Consider the following 21501-nt stretch of genomic DNA (forward strand, 5'->3'; position numbering starts at 1 on the left):
TTAATGGCCCTTTCTCTTCTCCACATCACGATGAGATACATGAACGCTATACTCTGGTTTCAAATGTTTCCCAAGGTATTCTGTAAGCGTAACAGAACGGTGCTGTCCACCTGTACATCCAATTGCAATTACAAGTTGACTCTTGCCCTCTCTTTTATAATGAGGCAGCATGAAAGTGATAAGATCCGTCAATTTCTCTAAAAACTTATGCGTCTCATTAAATTTCAGTACATACGATGAAACTTCTTCATCTAGTCCTGTTAATGGCTTCATATGTGGAATGTAATATGGATTTGGTAAAAAACGAACATCAAATACTAAATCTGCATCAATTGGAATACCGTACTTAAATCCAAATGACATAACATTTACACGAAATGCTTGCTCCGTTTCAGTTGAAAACAGATGAACAATTTTTTCACGCAATTCTTTCGGTTTTAAATCCGATGTATCAAGCACAATATTCGCTCGCGCCTTCATATCAGTTAATAAGCTACGCTCCATTTCGATTCCCTTTAACGGTAAACCAGTTGGTGCAAGTGGATGCGAACGTCTCGTTTCTTTATAACGAGTCACAAGCGTGCTATCCTTCGCATCTAAGAATAAAATATGAGGAATAATCCATGTACGTTCTGATAAATCATCAAGCGCTCCCCATAAATGTTCGAAAAACTCTCGGCCACGTAAATCAACGCCAAGTGCTACTTTATTCATTTTCCCTTTTGAATCCGCCATAAGCTCAATAAACTTTGGCAATAACATCGGTGGTAAATTATCTACACAGAAATATCCTAAATCTTCAAAACTTTGTAAAGCTACTGTCTTTCCAGCTCCAGACATTCCTGTAATAATTACCATTTTTATATCATTATTCTCTGTCATCGTATCCTCTCCTTGACGGTTTAACTCGGATCTAATCGATATGAAAGCAACTCAAAATCTGGGGTATATACAAATGTACCGTAGATTATGCCATTTCCTTTAATTAAATAATCAATAATGTGATAATCTCCTGGTGCCATTGCTAAATCATCAATTTTATCAAATGTATGCCAACCGATGATGCCTTCTTCGCTCTCTAGTTTGTTTTCTCCTGCAAAATCTGTCGCTAAAAAGGAGAACATCATCCATTCAGAAACAACTTTATCACCTTCTTGGATGACAAAGGTGAAGACCCCCTTTAACGCTGGGTTCTTTAAATAAATACCTGTTTCTTCACGATACTCGCGAACAACGGAATCTCTTACAGTCTCACCACGCTCCATTTTCCCGCCTGGTGCAACCCACCAATTCCGGCGAGGTTTTTGGAGTAAGAGCACTTCATTATCTCTAATTAACACACAGTTTGTCACTCTTTGCATGTTTCTTCACCTCAGCTACTTGCAGCAAATTTCTCACTGCATACTCATTTCATTATACTATCAAAAACAGTTTGCTACAACGAAGGAGCCAGTCCTCTTTCGCTAAGCACACGCTACTCAACAATTTTAAAAAAGCTTTCTATAACAAGCAATGTAAATGCTTAGAATTTCAATGAATAGCATGAAAAATCCCCTTAACGATTTTTATCGCCAAGGGGATTAAAGCCTTTATTTCTTACCGAAATAAGTAACAATCGCAAATCCTAAAATAAAGGTAATAATTGAACTTATAATTGAAAATCCTCCAGTTGGAATACCAGGGAACACAATTACAATCGAGCCGATAACAAGTCCAATAATTGCCGCAAATGTCATACTTTTATAACGATCTAATAAGAAACTAATTCCTTTACTACTTACAACGAACCCTACCATAACACCAGCACCGATAACTGCGATTAAAGGTAAGTTCAGTGTAGTTAAAGCGTTAATTGCTGTCGGATACACACCAATAATTAATAAAATAAATGATCCGCTAATTCCAGGAAGCAACATAGCCATACTAGCCATCCATCCTGCAAAAAATAAACCAATTGCATTTAAAATTGTTAACGTCGTAATTGGATCTGCTGCCTTATCTGGTTTAAAGAAAGCTGTGATCGCAACAAGAATTGCTGCAACTATTAGTAACACAATGTGTTTACCTTTAAACGAAGACTTCGCATCAGCTTCTCTCATTAACATTGGTAATATACTAATAATTAAACCGAGGAAGAAAAATTGAGTCGGTTCATAATGATTTGCAAGTAAATATTTAATAACGTGACTTAACGTTAAAAACGCTGCTGCCACACCAGCTGCAAGGGGAATTAAAAATCCTAAATGTTTTTTCCATTCACGACTAAAGAATCCACTAATTGCAGCAAGCAATTGTTCATAAATCCCTAACACAACAGCGATTGTACCGCCGCTCACACCAGGAATTAAATCACTAACGCCCATACAAAATCCACGATATATATTACGCCATTCCATACTGAATAAATTCCTCATTTCTTATAGTGATTTTTTCCGTAAAGTCCAGTATATCAATAAGAAAGCTTATAATCCCAATATTTTTTGACAAAACTTTGACATTTTCACACAAAAAAAGAAGAAAGCTCTTATATGTAGCTTTCTTCTCAAAAAGTATAGTATCCCTTATTTTTCTGATACAGTTTTTAGTTCTTCTAATAACTCTTCTACGTAATGTTGTGCGCTTTGCGCCGCAATACTACCGTCACCTGTTGCAGTTACAATTTGACGAAGCATTTTTTCGCGAACATCACCAGCTGCGAAAATACCAGGAACTTTCGTTTCCATACGCTCGTTCGTTTCAACGTAACCATTTTCATTTGTAATACCTAACTCAACAAACGGTTTTGATAATGGTAACATACCGATGTATACGAATACGCCGTCAGTTTTGACCTCTTTCTCTTCTCCACTGTTTACGTCTACAAGTGTTACGCTTCCTACTTTACCACTTGCTTCGTTAATTTCTTTAATAGTGTGATTCCAAATGAAATCTACTTTTTCGTTTTGGAAAGCACGATCTTGTAAAATTTTCTGTGCACGAAGCGTGTCACGACGGTGAACGATCGTTACCTTTGATGCGAAGCGTGTTAAGAACACACCCTCTTCAACAGCAGAATCCCCGCCACCAATGACTACAAGTTCTTTACCTTTAAAGAATGCGCCATCACATACCGCGCAATATGATACACCGCGGCCGCCAAGTTCTGTTTCACCTGGTACACCGATTTTTTTATACTCTGCACCACTTGCAACGATAATTGCACGTGCTTTGTATTCTTTTTTACCAGCAATAATTGTTTTGTATTCTTTACCATCGATGACTGCTTTCACATCACCGTATGCATATTCAGCACCAAATTTCTTCGCATGCTCGAACATTTTATTTGATAAGTCTGGTCCTAAAATAGACTCATAACCTGGGTAGTTTTCTACATCTTCTGTATTTGCCATTTGTCCGCCTGGAATACCACGCTCAAGCATTAATGTGCTTAAATTCGCACGAGATGTATATACTGCAGCTGTCATACCAGCTGGTCCTGCACCAATAATAATGACATCATAAATTTTTTCTTCTGACACACTATTCACTCCTATCCATTCCTACACAATTAAGTTACCCTCATTATACTGTTAGCATCATTTTTTTCCCAATGATTTGCTTACTTATGTGTGCGTACGTTTCACAGCTTGCACATACTTTCGAACAGTCGCTACAGATACATTATATACATCCCCGAGCTCCGACTGCGTCATCTTATTTCCTTGTTCGCTGCGTACAATATATTCAACCGCAGCTGACCAACCGTATACATTTGTAAAAACTGCTCCAGATGTATATAAACGTATGAACGTACAAAACCAAAATTGTAAACACTCTTCGATTAATTCATCATCTTTTTTCGTATAATTGTATAACGCATCCGCGATTCGCGCGCACTGTTCAAATTGCTGTAAATCAGCTGGAATGCTCTTATGGCTATTCAGTAAAAAGAAATACTTTGCAAGTTGCGATACGATTGGAACACCATTCTTCGCCTGCGTTACATCAAAGAAGAATCCCACCTTCTCTGGCGTTGACAATTCATTCATTAAATATAAAGCTAGCATTTGTTCCTCTAGCGTCGCACTTTGCTGAAATGATTTTCGTAATTCTTCAAATAACACGTTTTGTCCTTCATCCGCTAAATTCAATGCATTCCACGGTTCTTTTCCCTTTTTATCAGGGTGCAATTCTACAACATGTTGCCACATTTTTTCAGCTACTTGCTGATCTTGCACCATATACGCAGAATATGCAAACCAATAATAAAAACTAACGTCTCCCTCGTATCCTTGACGCTTTAATAATTTGAACCATTTATATGCAGGCTCGAAATGACCAATTGTTGCAAGTGTCGTTCCAAGTTTCAAACGATGTTCAAACGAAATTGGATATACCGAAACTAACTGCGCGGCTAACGCCTCTACTTGTTTATGCTCTCCAATTGAATATAGAAAAATAAGCGTATTACAAAGCGCATGCATATTACCTGGATTTTTCTCTAAAATCATTTCCGTTAACTTCAGCGCCTTATCTACATTACCAGATTGAAAATGCGCAATGGCTAAATTATTATGCCCCGACCAAAATTCCGGATAATCTTTCGTAACAATTTCTAATGTAGCAATTGCTTCTTCCAATTGTCCGTTGCGAATATAACGATTCGCTTCTTCCTGCATAACAATTAAATCATCTTCATCCTCAATCTCTTCCGCACCCATCGCTTCTTCTTCCATGATTTCAAGTAATTCTAATGTATCTTCTACGAATTCCTTCTCTTCTGCAACTTCTAAATAGCGATCCGCATACTTCTTCGCCTGCTGAAATAGCCCCATATATGCATAATTATTTGCAATAAAATAATAACACTGTTCAAGTTCTGGATTAGATCTAACAAGCTTAAAGAAGATTTGATTTGACTCTTGATACTCACCAGCCTCAGATAATACTGTTGCTAATTGGCATAAAATAAACGGCTCCTTCTCACTTTGTGCCGCTCTTCGAAAATATTTAATTGCATCTTGCAATTTCTGCCCTTTGTAAGCCCTCATCCCTTTTTTATAAAAGAAGTCCGCTAATTGATTAAAAGAGATAACTTGTCCGTTCTCCTTATATATTCTTTGATTTTTCCCCATATATCCTCCAGTTTTTTGTTTTCTTCGTTCACACATTCTTCTATCTATAAGTATAAACGATTCCGTAAAAAACAAAACAGTATATTATACTCAATTATTTCCTTTTTATTCATTAAAAAAGAAGAGAAATGTTACATTTTTAGTATCAACCTTCTCTAGCATCCATTTCTTCTTTTGTATAAATAACACGCATTGGATTTCCACCTACGAAAGCACCACTTGGTACATCCCTATGAACCAGTGTGCCAGCTGAAACAATCGCGCCATCCCCAATTTTCACACCTGGTAATATAGTAGTATTTGCTCCAATCATCACTTCATTTCCTATGACGATCTCTCCAAGGCGATATTCGCGAATTAAATATTCATGTGCTAAAAGCGTTGTATTATAGCCGATAATCGAATTTTCTCCCACAACTATCTTTTCCGGGAACATAATATCTGGCATTACCATAAGCGCAAATGATGTTTTCTTTCCTACTTTCATCCGTAAAAACGTACGATACAGCCAATTCTTCACAGATAAAAATGGTGTATAGCGTGCAATTTGGATAATAATAAAGTTTTTCATTATCTTCCAAAAAGACACTGTTTTATACACATTCCATAATGAATTTTCTCCTGAAACAGGGTAGCGCGTTGTCCGTCGCACTGAACTCTCTCCTCTACTTATACAAAGTAAAACTTTATGAGCGATTCATATCAGACAAAATCGTTAGTAAATCACTCATTTTATCTAACATAAAGTCCGGTTTATAAGCTTCTAAATACGCTCTACCTTTCAATGTCCATGAAACCGCAGCTGTTTTCGTACCCGCATTTTGTCCACCAACAATATCATGATGATTATCCCCAACCATCAATGCTTCTTCTGGTTTTGCATCTAATAACTCAAGCGCTTTTTGAAGTGGCTCTGGATGCGGTTTCACATGCTCTACATCATCAATCGTCACGACAACATCGAAGAACTCATCAAGCTTTGATAACTTTAATCCCATCTCAACGGTTTGTCGTGCTTTCGTCGTAACAATACCAACTTTATAACCTTGTTTCTTCAATTCTTGAACTGTTTCATATACAGTTTCATATTCTTCTACTAATTCATCATGATGATCATGGTTAAATTGACGATAGCTTGTAATCAACTCTTCCACCTTGCTTTCATCAACCTTGCTGAAAGTATCATGCAAAGATGGACCGATAAATGGCAATACATCTTCACGCTTATATTGATCTGGATAATATGTATTTAAAGTATGTAAAAAAGAAGAAATAATAAGTTCATTTGTATTAATTAACGTTCCATCTAAATCAAATAACACTGTATTTATTTTCATTACCTTAGTCCTTTCTCTTTCCTGAATATGAAAGAAGCAGCATCTTATAATAAGATGCTACTTTTCTCTAATTTTCCGAATATCTTTTATCAGCTTGCCCCATTTTTCGTCTCACAATAATGAAAATAATAGAAATAACAACAAGTCCAATTGACATTACTTGTGCAATACGAAGTGGTCCTAGCATTAAACTATCTGTACGTAACCCTTCTACGAAGAAGCGTCCTACTGAATACCAAATTAAATATGTGAAGAATAATTCCCCGCGGCGTAAATTCACTTTTCGTAATGCAAGTAATAGAATTACTCCCGCGAAATTCCATAATGATTCATATAAAAATGTCGGGTGGTAGTACACACCATCAATATACATTTGATTAATAATGAAATCCGGTAAATGAAGACCTTCTAAAAACTGTCTCGTTACTTCATCACCATGCGCCTCTTGGTTCATAAAGTTTCCCCATCGGCCAATTGCTTGTCCTAGTAAAATACTTGGCGCAGCAATATCTGCTAACTTCCAGAATGAAAGTCCGCGGCGTTTCGCAAAAAGAATTCCTGTAATAACAGCCCCGATTAAACCACCATGAATCGCCAAGCCACCTTGACGAATATTAATAATTTGACTCGGGTTTTGCGCGTAATATTCCCATTCAAAAATAACATAGTACATTCTCGCAAATAGAATAGCGATCGGTACTGCAATTAATACAAGGTCAACAAATGTATCTTTTGGAATACCCAGCCTTTCTCCCTCGCGAGTTGCTAGCCAAAGACCTAATAGCACACCTGTACCGATAATAATCCCATACCAATAAACAGGAAACGGCCCAAGTTGGATCGCTACACGGTCAAGCTGTGGTACAGAACCTAACAGCATATGTATGACCTCCCTCTCCAAAGTTTACTCCTGATTTCCTAACTCAATCGCACTCATTAATCGTTCAGAGAACTGCTGTGCTGCATTGACTCCCATACGTTTTAAACGGAAGTTCATCGCTGCTACTTCAATAATAACAGCCAAGTTTCGACCAGGACGAACTGGAAGTGTAATCTTCGTTAGTTCTGTATCAATAATCTTCATCTTCTCTTCATCAAGACCTAAGCGATCATAATTTTTCTTTTGATCCCAAATTTCAAGATTAATAACAAGTGTAATACGCTTATAATTTCGCACTGCCCCTGCACCGAATAACGTCATAACGTTAATGATACCTAGACCACGAATTTCTAATAAATGCTCAATTAAATCTGGAGAGCTTCCTACTAATGTGTCTTCATCTTCTTGGCGAATTTCTACACTATCATCCGCAACAAGGCGGTGGCCACGCTTCACAAGTTCAAGAGCTGTCTCACTTTTACCGACACCACTTTGACCTGTAATTAAAACACCAACACCGTAAATATCTACTAATACACCATGAACAGCAGTTGTTGGCGCTAACTTACCTTCTAAATAGTTTGTTAAACGACTTGATAATCTTGTTGTCGTTTGAGAAGAACGTAATAAAGGCATGCCGGATTCACGTGATGCTTGTAATAACTCATCTGGTACATCTTGATTACGAGTTATAATAATACATGGCGTCTCCTCGGTACAAAGCGCTTTCATTCTCTCTTGTTTTTGCTCTGATGTTAACGTGTCAAAGAACGTAAGCTCCGTCTTTCCAAGAAGCTGTACGCGATCAGCTGGATAGTATGTGAAAAATCCTGCCATTTCAATTCCAGGTCTTGATAAATCACTCGTATCAATCGGACGATGAATTCCATCTTCACCACTTATTAACTCCAATTGAAATTGTTCAATTAAATCTTTTGTCCTTACTTTCGGCATATGTATAAACCTCCACTCCGCTGCGGGTTCAGTCTCGTTTGATGTAAAATTCCATTCTACCGGATATTGTACCATTTTTTTCTGGAAACAAGAAATACGGTTTCTAATAAATAGAAAAAAACATTTCATACACATCATGAAATGTTTTTCTTTTTGTCATTTTCTCTTTTTTTCATATAAAGGTTCCACAATTGCCTTTTCAATAATCATATTAAAAATTGAAATACAAATTGCAGCAACAATCGCTACACCAAATCCTGATATATTAAATGCATCGCCTAATAATGAATCTGCTATTTTTAACGTAATCGCATTAATAACAATTAAGAAGAACCCGAAAGTTACAACTGTAATTGGTAGCGTAATTAAAATTAAAAACGGTTTTACGAACACATTTAAAACAGCCAAAATAATACTCGCAATAATTGCAGTTTGTATATTTGCTACATAAAACGCGTCTGGTGCAATCCCTTTTAAAAGTCCCGATACAGCGATTAACACAACGCTATTTACAAGAAGTGATACAATCCATCTCATTTCGTTACACATCCTTTAAACATATATATTTCATCATACGCTAATAGATAATAAACGCAAGTATCATGCAAACACTTATACCAACTTATTCTACTCTTCACGCTTGTATACCTACTAACACTTCCTTGCGAAATAAGGACCATACCATCCATGTTCATGCGTTTTCACAAAGGTCCAAGTGAAATCTTTATCTACAATATAGATATCACCTTTATATGCCGTAGCTATCTCACGCAATATATCATCCATATGTAATAAACTCGCATCCTTTATTAACAATACCTCATCACAGTGTTGATAGAAAATGTAGCATTCCTTTTTCACTTCATTATAAAACGCGTTCTCCGCTTCTTTACCCTCTAAACACTTCTTTTTCTCATAACTAAATATGTGCCAAAGATACCCACATGCATACTTATCTCCATAAAGAAAAATGTCTTCTTTTTCCTCATCACTTACATGATTTGCAAAGTTATCCTCCCAACGCTTGCGAAAATATACACCCCAATTTTGAAACTCTCTTACCTTCATATTTTTCTTTCTTAAGACATCTATAAACTCCATTTTCTCCCCCTATGAATTAAAAACCGAGTGTCATTTCCACTCGGTTTTTAGTCATACACTTATTGTGATAGCTCTACTTCTTTTATCTTCTCTTTCATTCTTGCTTTATCACGATTTAAAATCTCTTTTAAATACTTACCTGTATATGAACGCTCTTCTTTCACTACTTGCTCCGGCGTTCCGGACGCAACGATTTGTCCACCTTTGTCCCCGCCTTCTGGTCCAAGGTCGACGATATAATCAGCTGTTTTGATTACATCTAAATTATGTTCAATTACAAGTACTGTCTCACCGCTCTCAACAAGACGTTGCAGCACTTCTAGAAGACGTGCAATATCATGTGCATGTAAACCAGTCGTTGGCTCGTCTAAAATATATAACGTACGCCCAGTAGAACGACGGTGTAATTCAGAAGCTAATTTCACACGCTGCGCTTCACCACCAGATAACGTTGTTGCTGGCTGTCCTAATTTCATATAACCGAGCCCAACGTCTACAAGTGTCTGAAGTTTACGCTTAATTTTCGGGATATTAGCGAAGAACTCTACCCCATCTTCAATTGTCATCCCTAACACTTCAGAAATGTTTTTATCCTTATATTTTACTTCTAACGTTTCACGGTTGTATCGTTTACCATGACAAACTTCACACGGAACATATACGTCTGGTAAGAAGTGCATTTCAATTTTAATAATTCCATCACCACGGCACGCTTCACAACGTCCGCCTTTTACATTAAAGCTGAAACGTCCTTTTTGATATCCGCGTACTTTCGCTTCATTTGTTTGGGCAAACACATCGCGAATATCATCGAACACACCTGTATAAGTCGCTGGGTTGGAACGTGGCGTACGTCCAATTGGTGATTGATCAATATCGATTACTTTATCTAAATGCTCAAGACCTTTAATTTCTTTATGAGTACCTGGCTTCGCTTTCGCTTTATATAACTTTTGCGCCAACGATTTATACAGTACTTCATTAATCATCGTACTTTTACCAGAACCAGATACACCCGTTACCGCTACAAACGTACCAAGCGGGAATGACATCTTTGCGTTCTTTAAGTTATTCTCTTTTGCACCGACAATTTCCACTTTACGTCCGTCACCTTTACGTCTTTCAAGTGGAACCGGAATAAACTCTTTACCGCTTAAATACTTCCCTGTTAGCGAATTCTCATCTTGCATTACTTCAGCTGGTGTCCCCGCTGATACGACTTGCCCACCGTGAATACCTGCACCTGGTCCAATATCCAGTAAATAATCAGCAGCCATCATCGTATCTTCATCATGCTCAACAACAATTAATGTATTGCCTAAATCACGCATTTCTTGCAATGTACGAATAAGACGATCGTTATCACGCTGGTGTAAACCGATAGAAGGCTCATCAAGAATGTAAAGTACGCCAGTAAGACGAGAACCAATTTGCGTTGCTAAACGAATACGTTGCGCCTCACCACCTGATAAAGTTCCTGCGGCACGACTTAACGTTAAATAATCTAAACCAACGTTCACTAAGAACCCAACGCGCTCCTGAATTTCTCTTAAAATTAAATGAGCTATTTTTTGTTGTTTCTCCGTTAGCTCTACATTCGAGAAGAATTCTTGTACTTCTTGAACTGAATACTTCGTTACGTCAGCAATCGTTTTATCACCAACGAAAACAGCTAAACTCTCCGGCTTTAAGCGTCCACCTTTACACTTCGGACAAGCTTGTTCTGCCATATACTTCTCCATTTGCTCACGAACATAATCAGAACTCGTCTCACGATAACGGCGCTCTATATTTGGGATAACACCTTCAAATAAAATCTCATTTTCCTTTACTTGACCAAATTCATTTACATAGCGGAAGTAAACCTTCTCTTCACCGCTCCCATACAACACTTTATCAAATAAATCCTTCGGTATATCTTTCACAGGCATATCCATATCAACGCCGTAATGATTACATACAGATTGTAAAAGTTGTGGGTAATATTGTGAACTTGTCGGTTCCCAAGGCGCAATCGCATGTTCATTTAATGATAAATCCCAGTTCGGAATAACAAGTTCTAAATCTACCTCTAGCTTTGAGCCAAGTCCATCACAAGAAGGACATGCACCGAACGGACTATTGAATGAGAACATACGCGGTTCTAATTCTCCGATTGAAAAACCACAATGTGGACAAGCATGATGTTCACTAAATAACAGTTCCTCTTCTCCCATTACATCGATTAACACGCGGCCCCCGCCAAGCTTTAATGCACTTTCAAGTGAATCAGCAAGACGGCTTGCAATTCCTTCTTTTACAACAATACGGTCAATTACAACTTCAATAGAATGCTTCTTATTTTTATCTAGTGCAATATCTTCAGACACATCAAGCATTTCACCATCAACACGTACACGAACATAACCTTGCTTCTTAATATCTTCAAGTACTTTTACATGTGCACCTTTACGTCCTGACACGATGGGAGCTAACACTTGTAATTTCGTACGTTCAGGATATTCAAGAACACGGTCTACCATCTGCTCTACTGTTTGTGATGTAATTTCAATGCCATGATTCGGACAAATTGGCGTACCAATTCGCGCAAATAATAAACGTAAATAATCATAAATCTCCGTTACCGTTCCAACTGTTGAACGTGGATTACGACTCGTCGTTTTTTGATCGATTGAAATCGCTGGTGACAATCCTTCAATCGTATCTACATCCGGCTTATCCATTTGTCCTAAAAACTGACGCGCATACGCAGATAACGATTCTACGTATCTGCGCTGCCCTTCTGCATAAATCGTATCAAATGCTAATGATGATTTCCCCGAACCAGACAATCCCGTTACAACGACAAGCTGATTTCTCGGAATGGTTACATCAATATTTTTTAAGTTATGTGCTCTAGCACCTTTTACAACAATAAAATCCTTGCTCTTACTCACTCTGTTCACCCTTCCGCTTTTAATTCTAATAGTAAATCTCTTAATTCAGCTGCACGCTCGAAGTCTAACGCTTTTGCTGCTTCTTTCATTTCTGCTTCCATCTTCGCAATTGTCTTTTCACGCTCTTTTTTCGTCATTTTCTTAGCAGGAGTTGCTTCGTATGTTTCTGTCTCTTCAGCAGTTGTCGTTGCACGGATTACATCACGTACGCCTTTTTGAATCGTTTTCGGCGTAATACCATGCTCTTTATTGTAGGCTTCTTGTATAGTACGACGACGCTGCGTTTCTTCAATTGCAATTCCCATTGATCTTGTTATACGATCTGCGTACATAATAACGCGGCCGTTTTCATTACGCGCGGCACGACCAATTGTTTGAATTAGTGAACGCTCTGAACGTAAGAACCCTTCCTTATCAGCATCTAAAATAGCTACAAGTGATACTTCTGGAATATCTAATCCTTCCCGTAATAAGTTAATACCGACAAGTACATCAAACTTACCGAGGCGAAGGTCACGGATAATTTCAATACGTTCTAATGTTTTAATTTCAGAGTGAAGATAGTTCACTTTAATTCCTACATCTTTTAAGTAGTCCGTTAAATCCTCTGACATTTTCTTCGTTAAAGTCGTAATTAATACACGTTCATTTTTTGCAATACGATCTTGAATCTCTCCTAATAAATCGTCAATTTGCCCTTCAATAGGTCGTATATCGATTGGTGGATCTAAAAGCCCTGTTGGACGAATAATTTGTTCTATTACTTCTGGTGACTGCTCTAACTCGTACGGTCCTGGCGTTGCTGAAACGTAAATAACTTGATTCGTTTTCTCTTCAAACTCATCAAATGTGAGCGGTCTATTATCTAAAGCTGATGGCAGACGGAATCCATGATCCACAAGCACTTGCTTACGCGCTTGGTCCCCGTTATACATCGCTCTTACTTGCGGCACTGATACGTGCGACTCATCCATAACAATTAAGAAATCTTCCGGGAAATAGTCTAATAACGTATACGGCGTTGCACCCGCTGGACGAAGTGTTAAATGACGGGAATAGTTTTCAATCCCTGAACAAAATCCCATCTCACGCATCATTTCTAAATCATAACGAGTACGTTGCTCTATACGCTGCGCTTCTAACAACTTGCCGTTATCATTTAATTCCTTTAAACGCTCTTCTAATTCTTTTTCGATATTTTCAATAGCGACCTTCATCTTTTCTTCACGTGTAACGAAGTGAGATGCCGGGAAGATTGCTACATGATCACGTTCTGCTAATACTTCACCTGTTAACGCATTTACTTCGCGAATGCGATCAATTTCATCGCCAAAAAACTCAATTCGAATACAATGCTCATCAAGTGATGCTGGGAAGATTTCAACTACATCTCCGCGCACACGGAATGTACCACGCTTGAAATCAATATCATTACGTCCATACTGCACATCAACGAGTTCACGAAGCAATTGATTGCGGTCCTTCTCCATACCAACTCGAAGTGAAACAACTAACTCACGGTATTCTTCTGGAGAACCTAAGCCGTATATACACGAAACACTCGCAACAATAATTACATCATCCCGTTCAAATAATGCAGACGTTGCCGAGTGACGCAATTTATCAATTTCATCATTAATCTGTGCGTCTTTTTCAATAAACGTATCTGTTTGCGGCACATACGCTTCTGGTTGATAATAATCGTAATAACTAACAAAATATTCAACTGCATTATTCGGGAAAAAGTCTTTCAACTCACTATATAACTGTCCTGCTAACGTTTTATTGTGAGCCATAACAAGTGTTGGCTTTTGCACTTCTTTAATGACATTTGAAATCGTAAATGTCTTACCCGTTCCTGTTGCTCCAAGCAACACTTGCTTTTTCTTTCCACTATTAATTCCCTCTACAAGCTTCTCTATAGCTACCGGCTGATCACCTTGTGGGGAATACGCTGAGATAATTTCAAATTGATGTTCCAAGTAAAATCCGACCTCCTCATAAAAATCTGTATTATTATTTTACCACGAATACTCATAAAAAACCTAAAAAAACGAACAGATATTCGGTAAAGTTTTCGACAATATATACATTGAAAAAGGAAGGAGTACATACTTCCTTCCTCTACTAACTCTATTTTTTAAATACATATAATAAGTCATATCCATTGCGCCCATCTTCATTCGTACAATCTATTAGCCTATAAGTGATTCCTGATTCGCGCTGGTCTTTAACGATACTTTTACAACTATCTTTATATAACCCTTTATGCTCACCAGCAAATTTATCTTTTCTATTATCTGACACATAAAATATATCGTTCCCACTATACTCTAACGTTTGAAAAATCGGGTCCCCTTCAAGGGTATACTGTACAATTCTTATTTTATCAACTTCCCTTTGCTCGACATTCAAAACGAACTTTTCAAATTTATCTAGATTGAGAATTCCTGCTCCCTTTACAATGACATCATTCTTCTTATCAATTGTAGTATTAGGTTGTGAGCAAGCTACGAAACTAAAGAGAAATAGGCATATAAAACCAATTCTTTTTCTTATTGTCATCCTCTCCTACACAAACTGTTGGTATACTAAAAAAGCTAATTTCCCCTACGAAATTAGCTTCTTGTTCCCTTTCTCCTTCTTCGGAAAAAGAACATATGAAAATGAAATAGCTGTATCCACTAAAAGTATAATCGCCCAAACTTGGCTAACTCGACTAGCTGATTTATTTAAAACAATTCCAGTTTCTAACCAATTACGCCATTGTTCAACCGGGGCAAGACCGTACAGAAAGAAAAAGAAAATATGCACAACAACAAACAAACTAAGGTGCAATACCCAATTTTTTATTTCCTGCTTCGCATAAGCCATACCTGTTAATTCTACCTGTTCTTCTATAATAGGCGCTGGCTCATTCCGCCATTTTGCAACTAATTTTTGCGCAAATATATCAAGCTTCTTCAAATCCTTTTTTCCGTAAAAGACCGCATACAATAAAATGATTACAGTAATGATTTGAAAGTTAGAAAACTTTCCTGTTTGATAATAGTCCACTACCCCTAAAGTTAAAATAAACACTTCATTTACGAGTAGCACAATTCCCATAATAAAACTCGCCTTTTTCAAACGAAATCCGTAACGGAGTAAAAAGAAACCGATAGCCGATAACCAAAATACAATTTCTGCCCCAATTAAAAAATACCAACGATATTCTGCGAGTATACTCATTTATCCCTCTCCTTTTCATCATAAATGCGAAAAGCTTCATCCATATATAGTAAAAGTTCTTCTTCGATTGGATACATGCTCATTTTCTGTGAATCTTCCTTCGATTTTCTAACTTCCCATAACTTATCTAAAAAAGCTTCGTCACCATTAGCCATTTCTAAACATTTCTGCATTAATCTCTTCGTTGCCCCTTGTACCTCATCACTAGCTACTTCTTTACCGTCTTTCATAAAAGTACGGAATTGCTTTAATAAATCTACCCATTCTAAAACATTCGGGTCTTCCTTACTCATGTTTGGTAAATTATGAAGCAATTTTTGTTCTTCCTTTGAAAACACTTCATTTTGAAATATTTCACGTATACGGGAAGACTGCTTCGAAAGCTGAATCAGTTCAAACATAACTTTCCAATCGATTTCTCCTTCCACATCTACCGAATAAACAACTGCTTGTAAAACACTCTCCATTCGATTAAATTTCTTTTGTTCTTCCTGTACAAACCGAAGTTGTTTTTCAAGCGAACTTTTTAAATCGAGCTCATCTTTTACTAACATATTCGCAGTTTCTTTTAATGAAAATCCCATTTCTTTTAAAAATAAAATTTGTTGCAAACGAATAACGTCAGCTTCACTATATAACCGATGTCCACCCTCTGTTTTACCACTCGGCTTCAATAAATCTATTTGATCATAATAACGTAATGTACGTACCGTAACCCCTGTTTCTCTCGTCAATTGTTGTATTGAAATCACTACCATCACCTCTTCCCCTTCATTATAAAAGATGACGTTACGTCACTTTCAAGTGTTTTGTAAAAAAAATACAAAAAGCTGTTTATACTCTTTGTATAAACAGCTTTTATGGAAATAACCCCTTTTGTACAGCACGACCACAAAATAAAATAAGTGCTCCTACAACAATGCTCGTTGCTGTTTTATGATAATGGGCTAATAGTAATAAATAATAAGATAAACCTACAGTACCAATCATAATACAAATGCTTGGCACTGGATTACGAGAAAAATTTTGCATTCCCCAAAGAAGCGCAAATATGACTGTAGCGACACATAATACCGGTAATCCCATCCCAGTTCCCCTTTTTCTATCTATTCCTTGTTGCGAAAATACTCGTCGATGCCATACTTATACACGATCAGCCTCTTTACTATTTCTATATTTCCACTTCGGCCAATAGTTCACAAAGAAATAAACAAACTGCCCTAGTACAAATAAAACAAAAGGCATACCAGCATTTCCGTCAACAATTAAATTATATAAACTCCATATTGCTAAACTAATCGTGAAAAATAACCCTACATATTTAAACGCTTTATCCGACTGAAATCTCTCAAACTCATCTTGCATTTTTCATTCCTCCTATCACTATGCTCGTTTGCCTACCATAACTCCTATGATGAGACTACCCGCAAATAAGGAACTACATATTATAAATATCTCTTGCACTGGTATAACAGCCCTGCCTATTGCTTTACTCGCAACAATATAAACAATAAGCAACAGAAATGCGAATACAAATGAGACGTTTACATGCTTTTTTATATTTTCATTTACTCGCTCATCTATATCGGGAAGTTCTTCTTTTCTGCACTTACGATTTTTATAATTTGTATACAACACTAGAAATACAATCGCTAAAATATTACTAAATACGAGCGGTAAAATTGGTATAACCGGATTCATAATATGAACTATAACGTCTCCCAAAAACAATCCAAAAGTCGCACCGATCAATAGCTTTTTCGTATCGTTCATTTTTCCTCCCCTTACTCTAGCGTAAATATTTCTTCCACCTTCACTCCAAAATATTTGGCGATTTTTAAGGATAACTCTAGACTCGGGTTGTAATGATGGTTTTCAATCGCCACGATTGTCTGCCGCGTCACCTGCATCGCCTTTGCCATTTCAACTTGTGTTATATGATGTTGCTTTCTTAATTCTTTAATTTTATTTTTCACACCCATAGGCTCCACCTTCAAAAGTAAAGATATCTTTACTTAAATTATAAATATTTTCCAGTTACAAGTAAAGATATCTTTACAAATTTTAGAAAAACGTTTCACTGAACATCTACTCTAACAAAATACAAGAGTAATTTAATTTACATCGGCGATTTTCCAAATATATCGACAGCCGTAAAACTATAAGCATAAGAAAAAGCTGCCCCAAAATATACCTTCGGGAACAGCTCTCTCCTCTACTACATAAACCCTAACGCATATACAAGAACGTATCCAAGAACCGATAAGCAAACCGAACCAATCAGTCCCGCCACGAATGCTTTGCTTCCTAACTTACGGAACGTTTTAAACTCTACATTTAAACCAAGCCCCGCCATCGCCATTGCGATAAGCATATAAGCGATGACTACAATATAACCCGCAACAACTTCTGGAATCACGCCGAGCGAATGCACCGCACTCATCGCTAAAAATCCAAAAATGAACCACGGAATTGGAAGGTCTCGCCACGATCTCTTTTCTTTGCTACCTTCACTCTTACCAAACCATAACCCAATTAAAATTGCTACTGGTACGAGCATCGCAACACGCGTTAGTTTCACGATAACTGCGATGTCTACAGCCGTACTTCCTCCTGGCGCCGCAGCTGCGATAACATGAGCAATTTCATGCAGCGTCGCCCCTGAGAAAACTCCGTATCCGTATGGAGATAGGCCAAGCACTGGATATAATAACGTATAAATAAGCGTAAATATCGTACCTAAAATTGCAATAATTGCGGCACCAACTGCCGTTTCATCATCCTTCGCTTTCACTTGCGGCGCAATTGCCACGACTGCAGCAGCGCCGCAAATTGCTGTTCCGCACGCTGTTAAAATGCCAAGTTTCTTTTCTACTTTAAATACTTTCGTTAGTCCATATACAACGAAAATTGTAAATGTAATAACAACCGCTGCGATGACCAATACTTTCGGCCCCGCCTTCGCAATATCAACAAGGTTTAATCGCATTCCAAGTAAGATAATCCCAAAGCGAAGCAACTTCTTACTCGCAAAGTTCGTCCCCGCAATGGCTTCATGAGGGACTCCAATTGTCGCACGCCAAACCATCCCAATTAGAATAGCAATTACTAATTGTCCCATAATATTTAAAAATGGAAGCTCTGCTAAATATTTCGCAGCGATTGCGATTAATAGTGTAATCCCAATCCCTTGTGAAAAACCAAAGCCCTTTTTCTTTTGTATAACAAGTGTTTGTTCCACTTCGAACCACTCCAATAATCGTATTGGAACATGCATGTTCTTTCTACTTACATTATAAGAGAGTTTCTATAATAAGTTTAATACTAATACTAAATCTCTATCATCAGAAATACTTATGATAAGATGATAGAAAAAGAAAGGAGCCGATTATATGAACGTAGACATTTTAAAAATCTTTGTTACCGTTGTTGAGCAAAAACATTTCTCCCGTGCTGCAGAATTATTAAACCTTTCACAGCCTGGCGTAAGTATGCATATACGCAACTTAGAAAATGAATTTGGAACTACACTCATTCAGCGCTCCCCAAAGCACGTTCAAGTGACCGAGGCCGGAAACATTTTATATATACACGCAAAGCAAATGCTCTCTCTTTACGAGGATGCTAAGCAAGAAATTAACGAACTACATAACGTTGTAACAGGGACGCTTCGCATCGGTGCTAGTTTTACAATTGGCGAATACTTACTTCCAAAAATACTCGCTAATTATGCCAATGAAAATCCACGCGTCGAAGTTCATACCTTTATTTCAAATACAGAAGACGTTTTGCAAAGCCTTCGCTCTAATCAAATTGATATCGGCTTAGTAGAAGGGCAAGTTGTATATGCTGATGTTGACGTTGAAACGTTTATGCAAGATGAAATGAAGCTCGTCGTCCCGCCAAACCATCCACTGCTCCGCACAAATGAAATAAACGAAAGGACACTCCAAGACCAGGTATGGGTATTAAGAGAAAGTGGTTCTGGCACACGTGCTTATAGTGACCGATTTATTCATCAACACCATTTAAAAATGAAACGATTCTTTACATTTAGTAGTATCCAAAGTGTAAAGGAAGCCGTCGCAGCCGGTCTTGGCATTGCTATACTTTCTGATTGGACTGTACGGAAAGAGCTACTAGCAAAAGAACTATTCCACGTCGAAGTTCCAAATGAACAACTTATCCGTCCATTCTCCATCGTGCGTGGCAAATATTTCATCCCATCTAAAGCTATTCAAGTGTTTTTAAATCATGTAGATTCTTTTGCGAAAAAACAGAGTTGACCCTCACATTAGTGTGAAGGTTTACAATACATGTAGAAGGAGTGAAACGCATTGCGAATCGGGGAGTTATCAAAAGAAACTGGCGTTAGCGAAAGGTCACTAAGACATTACGAAGAAAAGGGATTACTCCCTTCGAAGCGCCTCGCAAATGGCTATCGCGATTTCGATGAAAGTGCTATCGAAAAAGTGGAGCTTATTCAAATGTACTTACAAATTGGCTTAAATTTAGAAGAGACGGCAAAGATGCTGCGCTGCCTTGAAATCGAACCGCATCTGTACGAAAATCCTTGCAGCAGCATCCTTACGCTTTACGAAGATAAACTCAATGAAGTAACAAATCAAATCTCATTACTTTCCAACATCCAAACGAATTTGCAAAAACACGTTTCACTCCTAAAACAAGCAAAAGAAAAGGGATGATTACATGTTTGTTATACATGGCAGTTCAAGACAAAACGGAAATACGGAAACTTTAACACATATGATGATTGATGGAATTGAAACAGAACAAATTTATTTACGTGATCACACAGTCTATCCTATTACAGATAAGCGTCATGATGCAGAAGGATTCCAACCTGTAAACGATGACTACGAGCAGTTAACGCAACGCATGCTAACGCACGACACAATTATCTTCGCTACACCGCTATACTGGTACGGAATGAGCGGTCATATGAAAAACTTCGTCGATCGCTGGTCACAAAGCTTGCGCGATACATCTCTTCATTTCAAAGAGAAAATGAAAGGCAAAAAAATGTACGTTGTTATCGTTGGCGGCGATAATCCGAAACTAAAAGCATTACCGCTTATCTCCCAGTTCCAATACATCTTTGATTTTGTTGGTTCATCATTTGAAGGGTATATTGTTGGAGATGCGAATGGACTAGATGAAATCCAAAATGATACTGAGGCACTAGCAAAGGCACAAATTTATAATAATGAATTCAAAAATTACAAGCAGAAATAAGTTTGACAAAAATGATGACATCAAATCTCTCGAACAAGAATACGAAACATTATTAGTTCAAATCCACGAATGTAAAGAAGCGCTCTAATGTCTTCCCTATATATCGACAGGGCCTTCCGCATTTCCCAAGAAATATTGGAACTTCGACATAGAAATATTAGACATAACAACAAAAAGCCGTGCATCAGCACGGCTTTTTACTTTATATTCGGACAGCAGTCCCGCTTACAGCAACCATTAGCATCCCTTCGCGAACTACTTCGTAATCCACGTCGATACCAACAATTGCGTTCGCATTTTTTTGTCTTGCGAAAGTTTTCATTTCTTCCATCGCGATGTCGCGCGCTTCTTTTAATTTACTTTCATAAGCGCCAGCACGACCGCCGACAACGTCACGGACAGAAGCGAAAAGGTCACGAACGATATTCGCGCCCATAATCGCTTCTCCATTGACGATATCGATATACTCAATAATTTCTTTTCCTTGAATTGTAGACGTTGTTGTTACAATCATACTTTATAGCCTGGTTTAAAATTCTTATAAAAATCTATAAATTGTTGGCGAACCAAGTCAAATGCCAACTACCGAAAAGGAATCTCACCTTTTTCCTGTCCGTAAGGGTTGTGACCTTTTCATCCACCTATTGTGAAAGAATGACGGCAGGTTCCTGTTAGGAACGATCTGTCCTTGC

Annotated in this window: 25 protein-coding genes and 1 pseudogene; 4 read left to right on the plus strand and 22 right to left on the minus strand. The window is 37.7% G+C overall.

Translation table 11 applies throughout. The annotated features are described in order from the left end of the window. The 21 genes from rapZ to ATN06_RS26255 form a co-directional block, all read right to left on the minus strand. Nucleotides 1–882, minus strand: a complete 882-nt coding sequence (gene rapZ / locus ATN06_RS26155) for an RNase adapter RapZ (RefSeq protein ID WP_000138465.1) — start codon at nt 880–882, stop codon at nt 1–3. Nucleotides 883–902: 20 nt separating this feature from the next. Continuing rightward, entirely contained in the window at nt 903–1361 is a 459-nt protein-coding gene (locus ATN06_RS26160) for an NUDIX hydrolase (protein WP_001190080.1), read from the minus strand. A 228-nt stretch (nt 1362–1589) separates the two neighbouring features. Continuing rightward, the gene (locus ATN06_RS26165; protein ID WP_029440967.1) at nt 1590–2396 is read right to left on the minus strand and encodes a DUF368 domain-containing protein; all 807 of its coding nucleotides are present in this window, start codon (nt 2394–2396) and stop codon (nt 1590–1592) included. A 165-nt stretch (nt 2397–2561) separates the two neighbouring features. Continuing rightward, a complete protein-coding gene (trxB, locus tag ATN06_RS26170) occupies nt 2562–3518 on the minus strand; it encodes a thioredoxin-disulfide reductase (protein WP_060632851.1) in 957 nt (318 codons plus the stop codon). 84 nt (nt 3519–3602) lie between these two features. Further along, nucleotides 3603–5114, minus strand: coding sequence for a tetratricopeptide repeat protein (locus ATN06_RS26175; protein ID WP_060632852.1), 1512 nt, complete (start codon nt 5112–5114; stop codon nt 3603–3605). A 145-nt stretch (nt 5115–5259) separates the two neighbouring features. Then, nucleotides 5260–5766, minus strand: a complete 507-nt coding sequence (locus ATN06_RS26180) for an acyltransferase (RefSeq protein WP_060632853.1) — start codon at nt 5764–5766, stop codon at nt 5260–5262. A 34-nt stretch (nt 5767–5800) separates the two neighbouring features. Continuing rightward, nucleotides 5801–6451, minus strand: a complete 651-nt coding sequence (gene ppaX / locus ATN06_RS26185; RefSeq protein WP_060632854.1) for a pyrophosphatase PpaX — start codon at nt 6449–6451, stop codon at nt 5801–5803. A 67-nt stretch (nt 6452–6518) separates the two neighbouring features. Further along, nucleotides 6519–7331 carry a prolipoprotein diacylglyceryl transferase gene (gene lgt / locus ATN06_RS26190; protein WP_060632855.1) on the minus strand — a complete coding sequence of 271 codons (813 nt, stop codon included), beginning with the start codon at nt 7329–7331 and terminating at the stop codon, nt 6519–6521. A 24-nt stretch (nt 7332–7355) separates the two neighbouring features. Continuing rightward, nucleotides 7356–8285, minus strand: a complete 930-nt coding sequence (gene hprK / locus ATN06_RS26195; RefSeq protein ID WP_060632856.1) for an HPr(Ser) kinase/phosphatase — start codon at nt 8283–8285, stop codon at nt 7356–7358. 156 nt (nt 8286–8441) lie between these two features. Next, nucleotides 8442–8822 (minus strand): phage holin family protein, encoded by a 381-nt coding sequence (locus tag ATN06_RS26200; protein WP_001267308.1) that lies wholly within the window; start codon nt 8820–8822, stop codon nt 8442–8444. Between the two features lie 114 nt (nt 8823–8936). After that, complete coding sequence (locus ATN06_RS26205; protein ID WP_060632857.1) at nt 8937–9386, minus strand: DUF4275 family protein; 450 nt, start codon at nt 9384–9386, stop codon at nt 8937–8939. Between the two features lie 59 nt (nt 9387–9445). Further along, complete coding sequence (gene uvrA, locus ATN06_RS26210; RefSeq protein WP_060632858.1) at nt 9446–12322, minus strand: excinuclease ABC subunit UvrA; 2877 nt, start codon at nt 12320–12322, stop codon at nt 9446–9448. A gap of 5 nt (nt 12323–12327) precedes the next feature. Then, nucleotides 12328–14304 (minus strand): excinuclease ABC subunit B, encoded by a 1977-nt coding sequence (gene uvrB, locus ATN06_RS26215; RefSeq protein WP_060632859.1) that lies wholly within the window; start codon nt 14302–14304, stop codon nt 12328–12330. 151 nt (nt 14305–14455) lie between these two features. Then, complete coding sequence (locus ATN06_RS26220; RefSeq protein ID WP_029440978.1) at nt 14456–14887, minus strand: DUF4362 domain-containing protein; 432 nt, start codon at nt 14885–14887, stop codon at nt 14456–14458. Between the two features lie 45 nt (nt 14888–14932). Beyond that, nucleotides 14933–15553, minus strand: a complete 621-nt coding sequence (locus ATN06_RS26225) for a hypothetical protein (RefSeq protein WP_060632860.1) — start codon at nt 15551–15553, stop codon at nt 14933–14935. After that, nucleotides 15550–16311, minus strand: coding sequence for a MerR family transcriptional regulator (locus tag ATN06_RS26230; RefSeq protein WP_060632861.1), 762 nt, complete (start codon nt 16309–16311; stop codon nt 15550–15552). Before ATN06_RS26230 ends, ATN06_RS26225 begins: the two co-directional genes overlap by 4 nt. Before the next feature lie 100 nt (nt 16312–16411). After that, nucleotides 16412–16639 (minus strand): hypothetical protein, encoded by a 228-nt coding sequence (locus tag ATN06_RS26235; RefSeq protein WP_060632862.1) that lies wholly within the window; start codon nt 16637–16639, stop codon nt 16412–16414. Between the two features lie 57 nt (nt 16640–16696). Continuing rightward, nucleotides 16697–16918 (minus strand): hypothetical protein, encoded by a 222-nt coding sequence (locus ATN06_RS26240; protein ID WP_060632863.1) that lies wholly within the window; start codon nt 16916–16918, stop codon nt 16697–16699. Between the two features lie 18 nt (nt 16919–16936). Beyond that, complete coding sequence (locus ATN06_RS26245) at nt 16937–17326, minus strand: hypothetical protein (protein WP_060632864.1); 390 nt, start codon at nt 17324–17326, stop codon at nt 16937–16939. Nucleotides 17327–17337: 11 nt separating this feature from the next. Then, nucleotides 17338–17535: a helix-turn-helix transcriptional regulator gene (locus ATN06_RS26250; protein WP_000538359.1), complete on the minus strand. Its 198-nt coding sequence runs from the start codon at nt 17533–17535 to the stop codon at nt 17338–17340. 236 nt (nt 17536–17771) lie between these two features. Next, nucleotides 17772–18794, minus strand: a complete 1023-nt coding sequence (locus ATN06_RS26255; RefSeq protein WP_060632865.1) for a YeiH family protein — start codon at nt 18792–18794, stop codon at nt 17772–17774. 151 nt (nt 18795–18945) lie between these two features. On the opposite strand from ATN06_RS26255, the gene ATN06_RS26260 reads away from it, so the two are divergent. The 4 genes and pseudogenes from ATN06_RS26260 to ATN06_RS29735 form a co-directional block, all read left to right on the plus strand. Then, on the plus strand, nt 18946–19839 hold the full coding sequence (locus ATN06_RS26260) for a LysR family transcriptional regulator (protein WP_060632866.1): 894 nt from the start codon (nt 18946–18948) through the stop codon (nt 19837–19839). A 51-nt stretch (nt 19840–19890) separates the two neighbouring features. After that, a complete protein-coding gene (locus ATN06_RS26265; RefSeq protein ID WP_060632867.1) occupies nt 19891–20259 on the plus strand; it encodes a MerR family transcriptional regulator in 369 nt (122 codons plus the stop codon). Nucleotides 20260–20263: 4 nt separating this feature from the next. Beyond that, the gene (locus tag ATN06_RS26270; protein WP_060632868.1) at nt 20264–20809 is read left to right on the plus strand and encodes a flavodoxin family protein; all 546 of its coding nucleotides are present in this window, start codon (nt 20264–20266) and stop codon (nt 20807–20809) included. Nucleotides 20810–20819: 10 nt separating this feature from the next. Then, nucleotides 20820–20897: pseudogene (locus tag ATN06_RS29735) on the plus strand (macrolide transporter); the annotation flags it as partial. A 114-nt stretch (nt 20898–21011) separates the two neighbouring features. On the opposite strand, the gene ATN06_RS26275 reads toward ATN06_RS29735, so the two are convergent. Next, nucleotides 21012–21323, minus strand: a complete 312-nt coding sequence (locus tag ATN06_RS26275) for a heavy metal-binding domain-containing protein (RefSeq protein ID WP_000637523.1) — start codon at nt 21321–21323, stop codon at nt 21012–21014. Nucleotides 21324–21501 lie beyond the last annotated feature (178 nt).

The organism is Bacillus thuringiensis (assembly GCF_001455345.1).
Classification (GTDB): domain Bacteria; phylum Bacillota; class Bacilli; order Bacillales; family Bacillaceae_G; genus Bacillus_A; species Bacillus_A thuringiensis_N.

What these genes read in the sequence shown, in the direction of transcription:
- ATN06_RS26200 (WP_001267308.1), bottom strand. Translation starts at nt 8,822, where the DNA reads ATGAGATGGATTGTATCACTTCTTGTAAATAGCGTTGTGTTAATCGCT.
- ATN06_RS26205 (WP_060632857.1), bottom strand. Translation starts at nt 9,386, where the DNA reads ATGGAGTTTATAGATGTCTTAAGAAAGAAAAATATGAAGGTAAGAGAG.
- ATN06_RS26165 (WP_029440967.1), bottom strand. Translation starts at nt 2,396, where the DNA reads ATGGAATGGCGTAATATATATCGTGGATTTTGTATGGGCGTTAGTGAT.
- ATN06_RS26250 (WP_000538359.1), bottom strand. Translation starts at nt 17,535, where the DNA reads ATGGGTGTGAAAAATAAAATTAAAGAATTAAGAAAGCAACATCATATA.
- ATN06_RS26270 (WP_060632868.1), top strand. Translation starts at nt 20,264, where the DNA reads ATGTTTGTTATACATGGCAGTTCAAGACAAAACGGAAATACGGAAACT.
- ATN06_RS26230 (WP_060632861.1), bottom strand. Translation starts at nt 16,311, where the DNA reads ATGGTAGTGATTTCAATACAACAATTGACGAGAGAAACAGGGGTTACG.
- ATN06_RS26260 (WP_060632866.1), top strand. Translation starts at nt 18,946, where the DNA reads ATGAACGTAGACATTTTAAAAATCTTTGTTACCGTTGTTGAGCAAAAA.
- ATN06_RS26220 (WP_029440978.1), bottom strand. Translation starts at nt 14,887, where the DNA reads ATGACAATAAGAAAAAGAATTGGTTTTATATGCCTATTTCTCTTTAGT.
- rapZ (WP_000138465.1), bottom strand. Translation starts at nt 882, where the DNA reads ATGACAGAGAATAATGATATAAAAATGGTAATTATTACAGGAATGTCT.
- ppaX (WP_060632854.1), bottom strand. Translation starts at nt 6,451, where the DNA reads ATGAAAATAAATACAGTGTTATTTGATTTAGATGGAACGTTAATTAAT.
- ATN06_RS26245 (WP_060632864.1), bottom strand. Translation starts at nt 17,326, where the DNA reads ATGAACGATACGAAAAAGCTATTGATCGGTGCGACTTTTGGATTGTTT.
- ATN06_RS26225 (WP_060632860.1), bottom strand. Translation starts at nt 15,553, where the DNA reads ATGAGTATACTCGCAGAATATCGTTGGTATTTTTTAATTGGGGCAGAA.
- ATN06_RS26235 (WP_060632862.1), bottom strand. Translation starts at nt 16,639, where the DNA reads ATGGGATTACCGGTATTATGTGTCGCTACAGTCATATTTGCGCTTCTT.
- hprK (WP_060632856.1), bottom strand. Translation starts at nt 8,285, where the DNA reads ATGCCGAAAGTAAGGACAAAAGATTTAATTGAACAATTTCAATTGGAG.
- ATN06_RS26175 (WP_060632852.1), bottom strand. Translation starts at nt 5,114, where the DNA reads ATGGGGAAAAATCAAAGAATATATAAGGAGAACGGACAAGTTATCTCT.
- ATN06_RS26275 (WP_000637523.1), bottom strand. Translation starts at nt 21,323, where the DNA reads ATGATTGTAACAACAACGTCTACAATTCAAGGAAAAGAAATTATTGAG.
- ATN06_RS26240 (WP_060632863.1), bottom strand. Translation starts at nt 16,918, where the DNA reads ATGCAAGATGAGTTTGAGAGATTTCAGTCGGATAAAGCGTTTAAATAT.
- ATN06_RS26160 (WP_001190080.1), bottom strand. Translation starts at nt 1,361, where the DNA reads ATGCAAAGAGTGACAAACTGTGTGTTAATTAGAGATAATGAAGTGCTC.
- lgt (WP_060632855.1), bottom strand. Translation starts at nt 7,331, where the DNA reads ATGCTGTTAGGTTCTGTACCACAGCTTGACCGTGTAGCGATCCAACTT.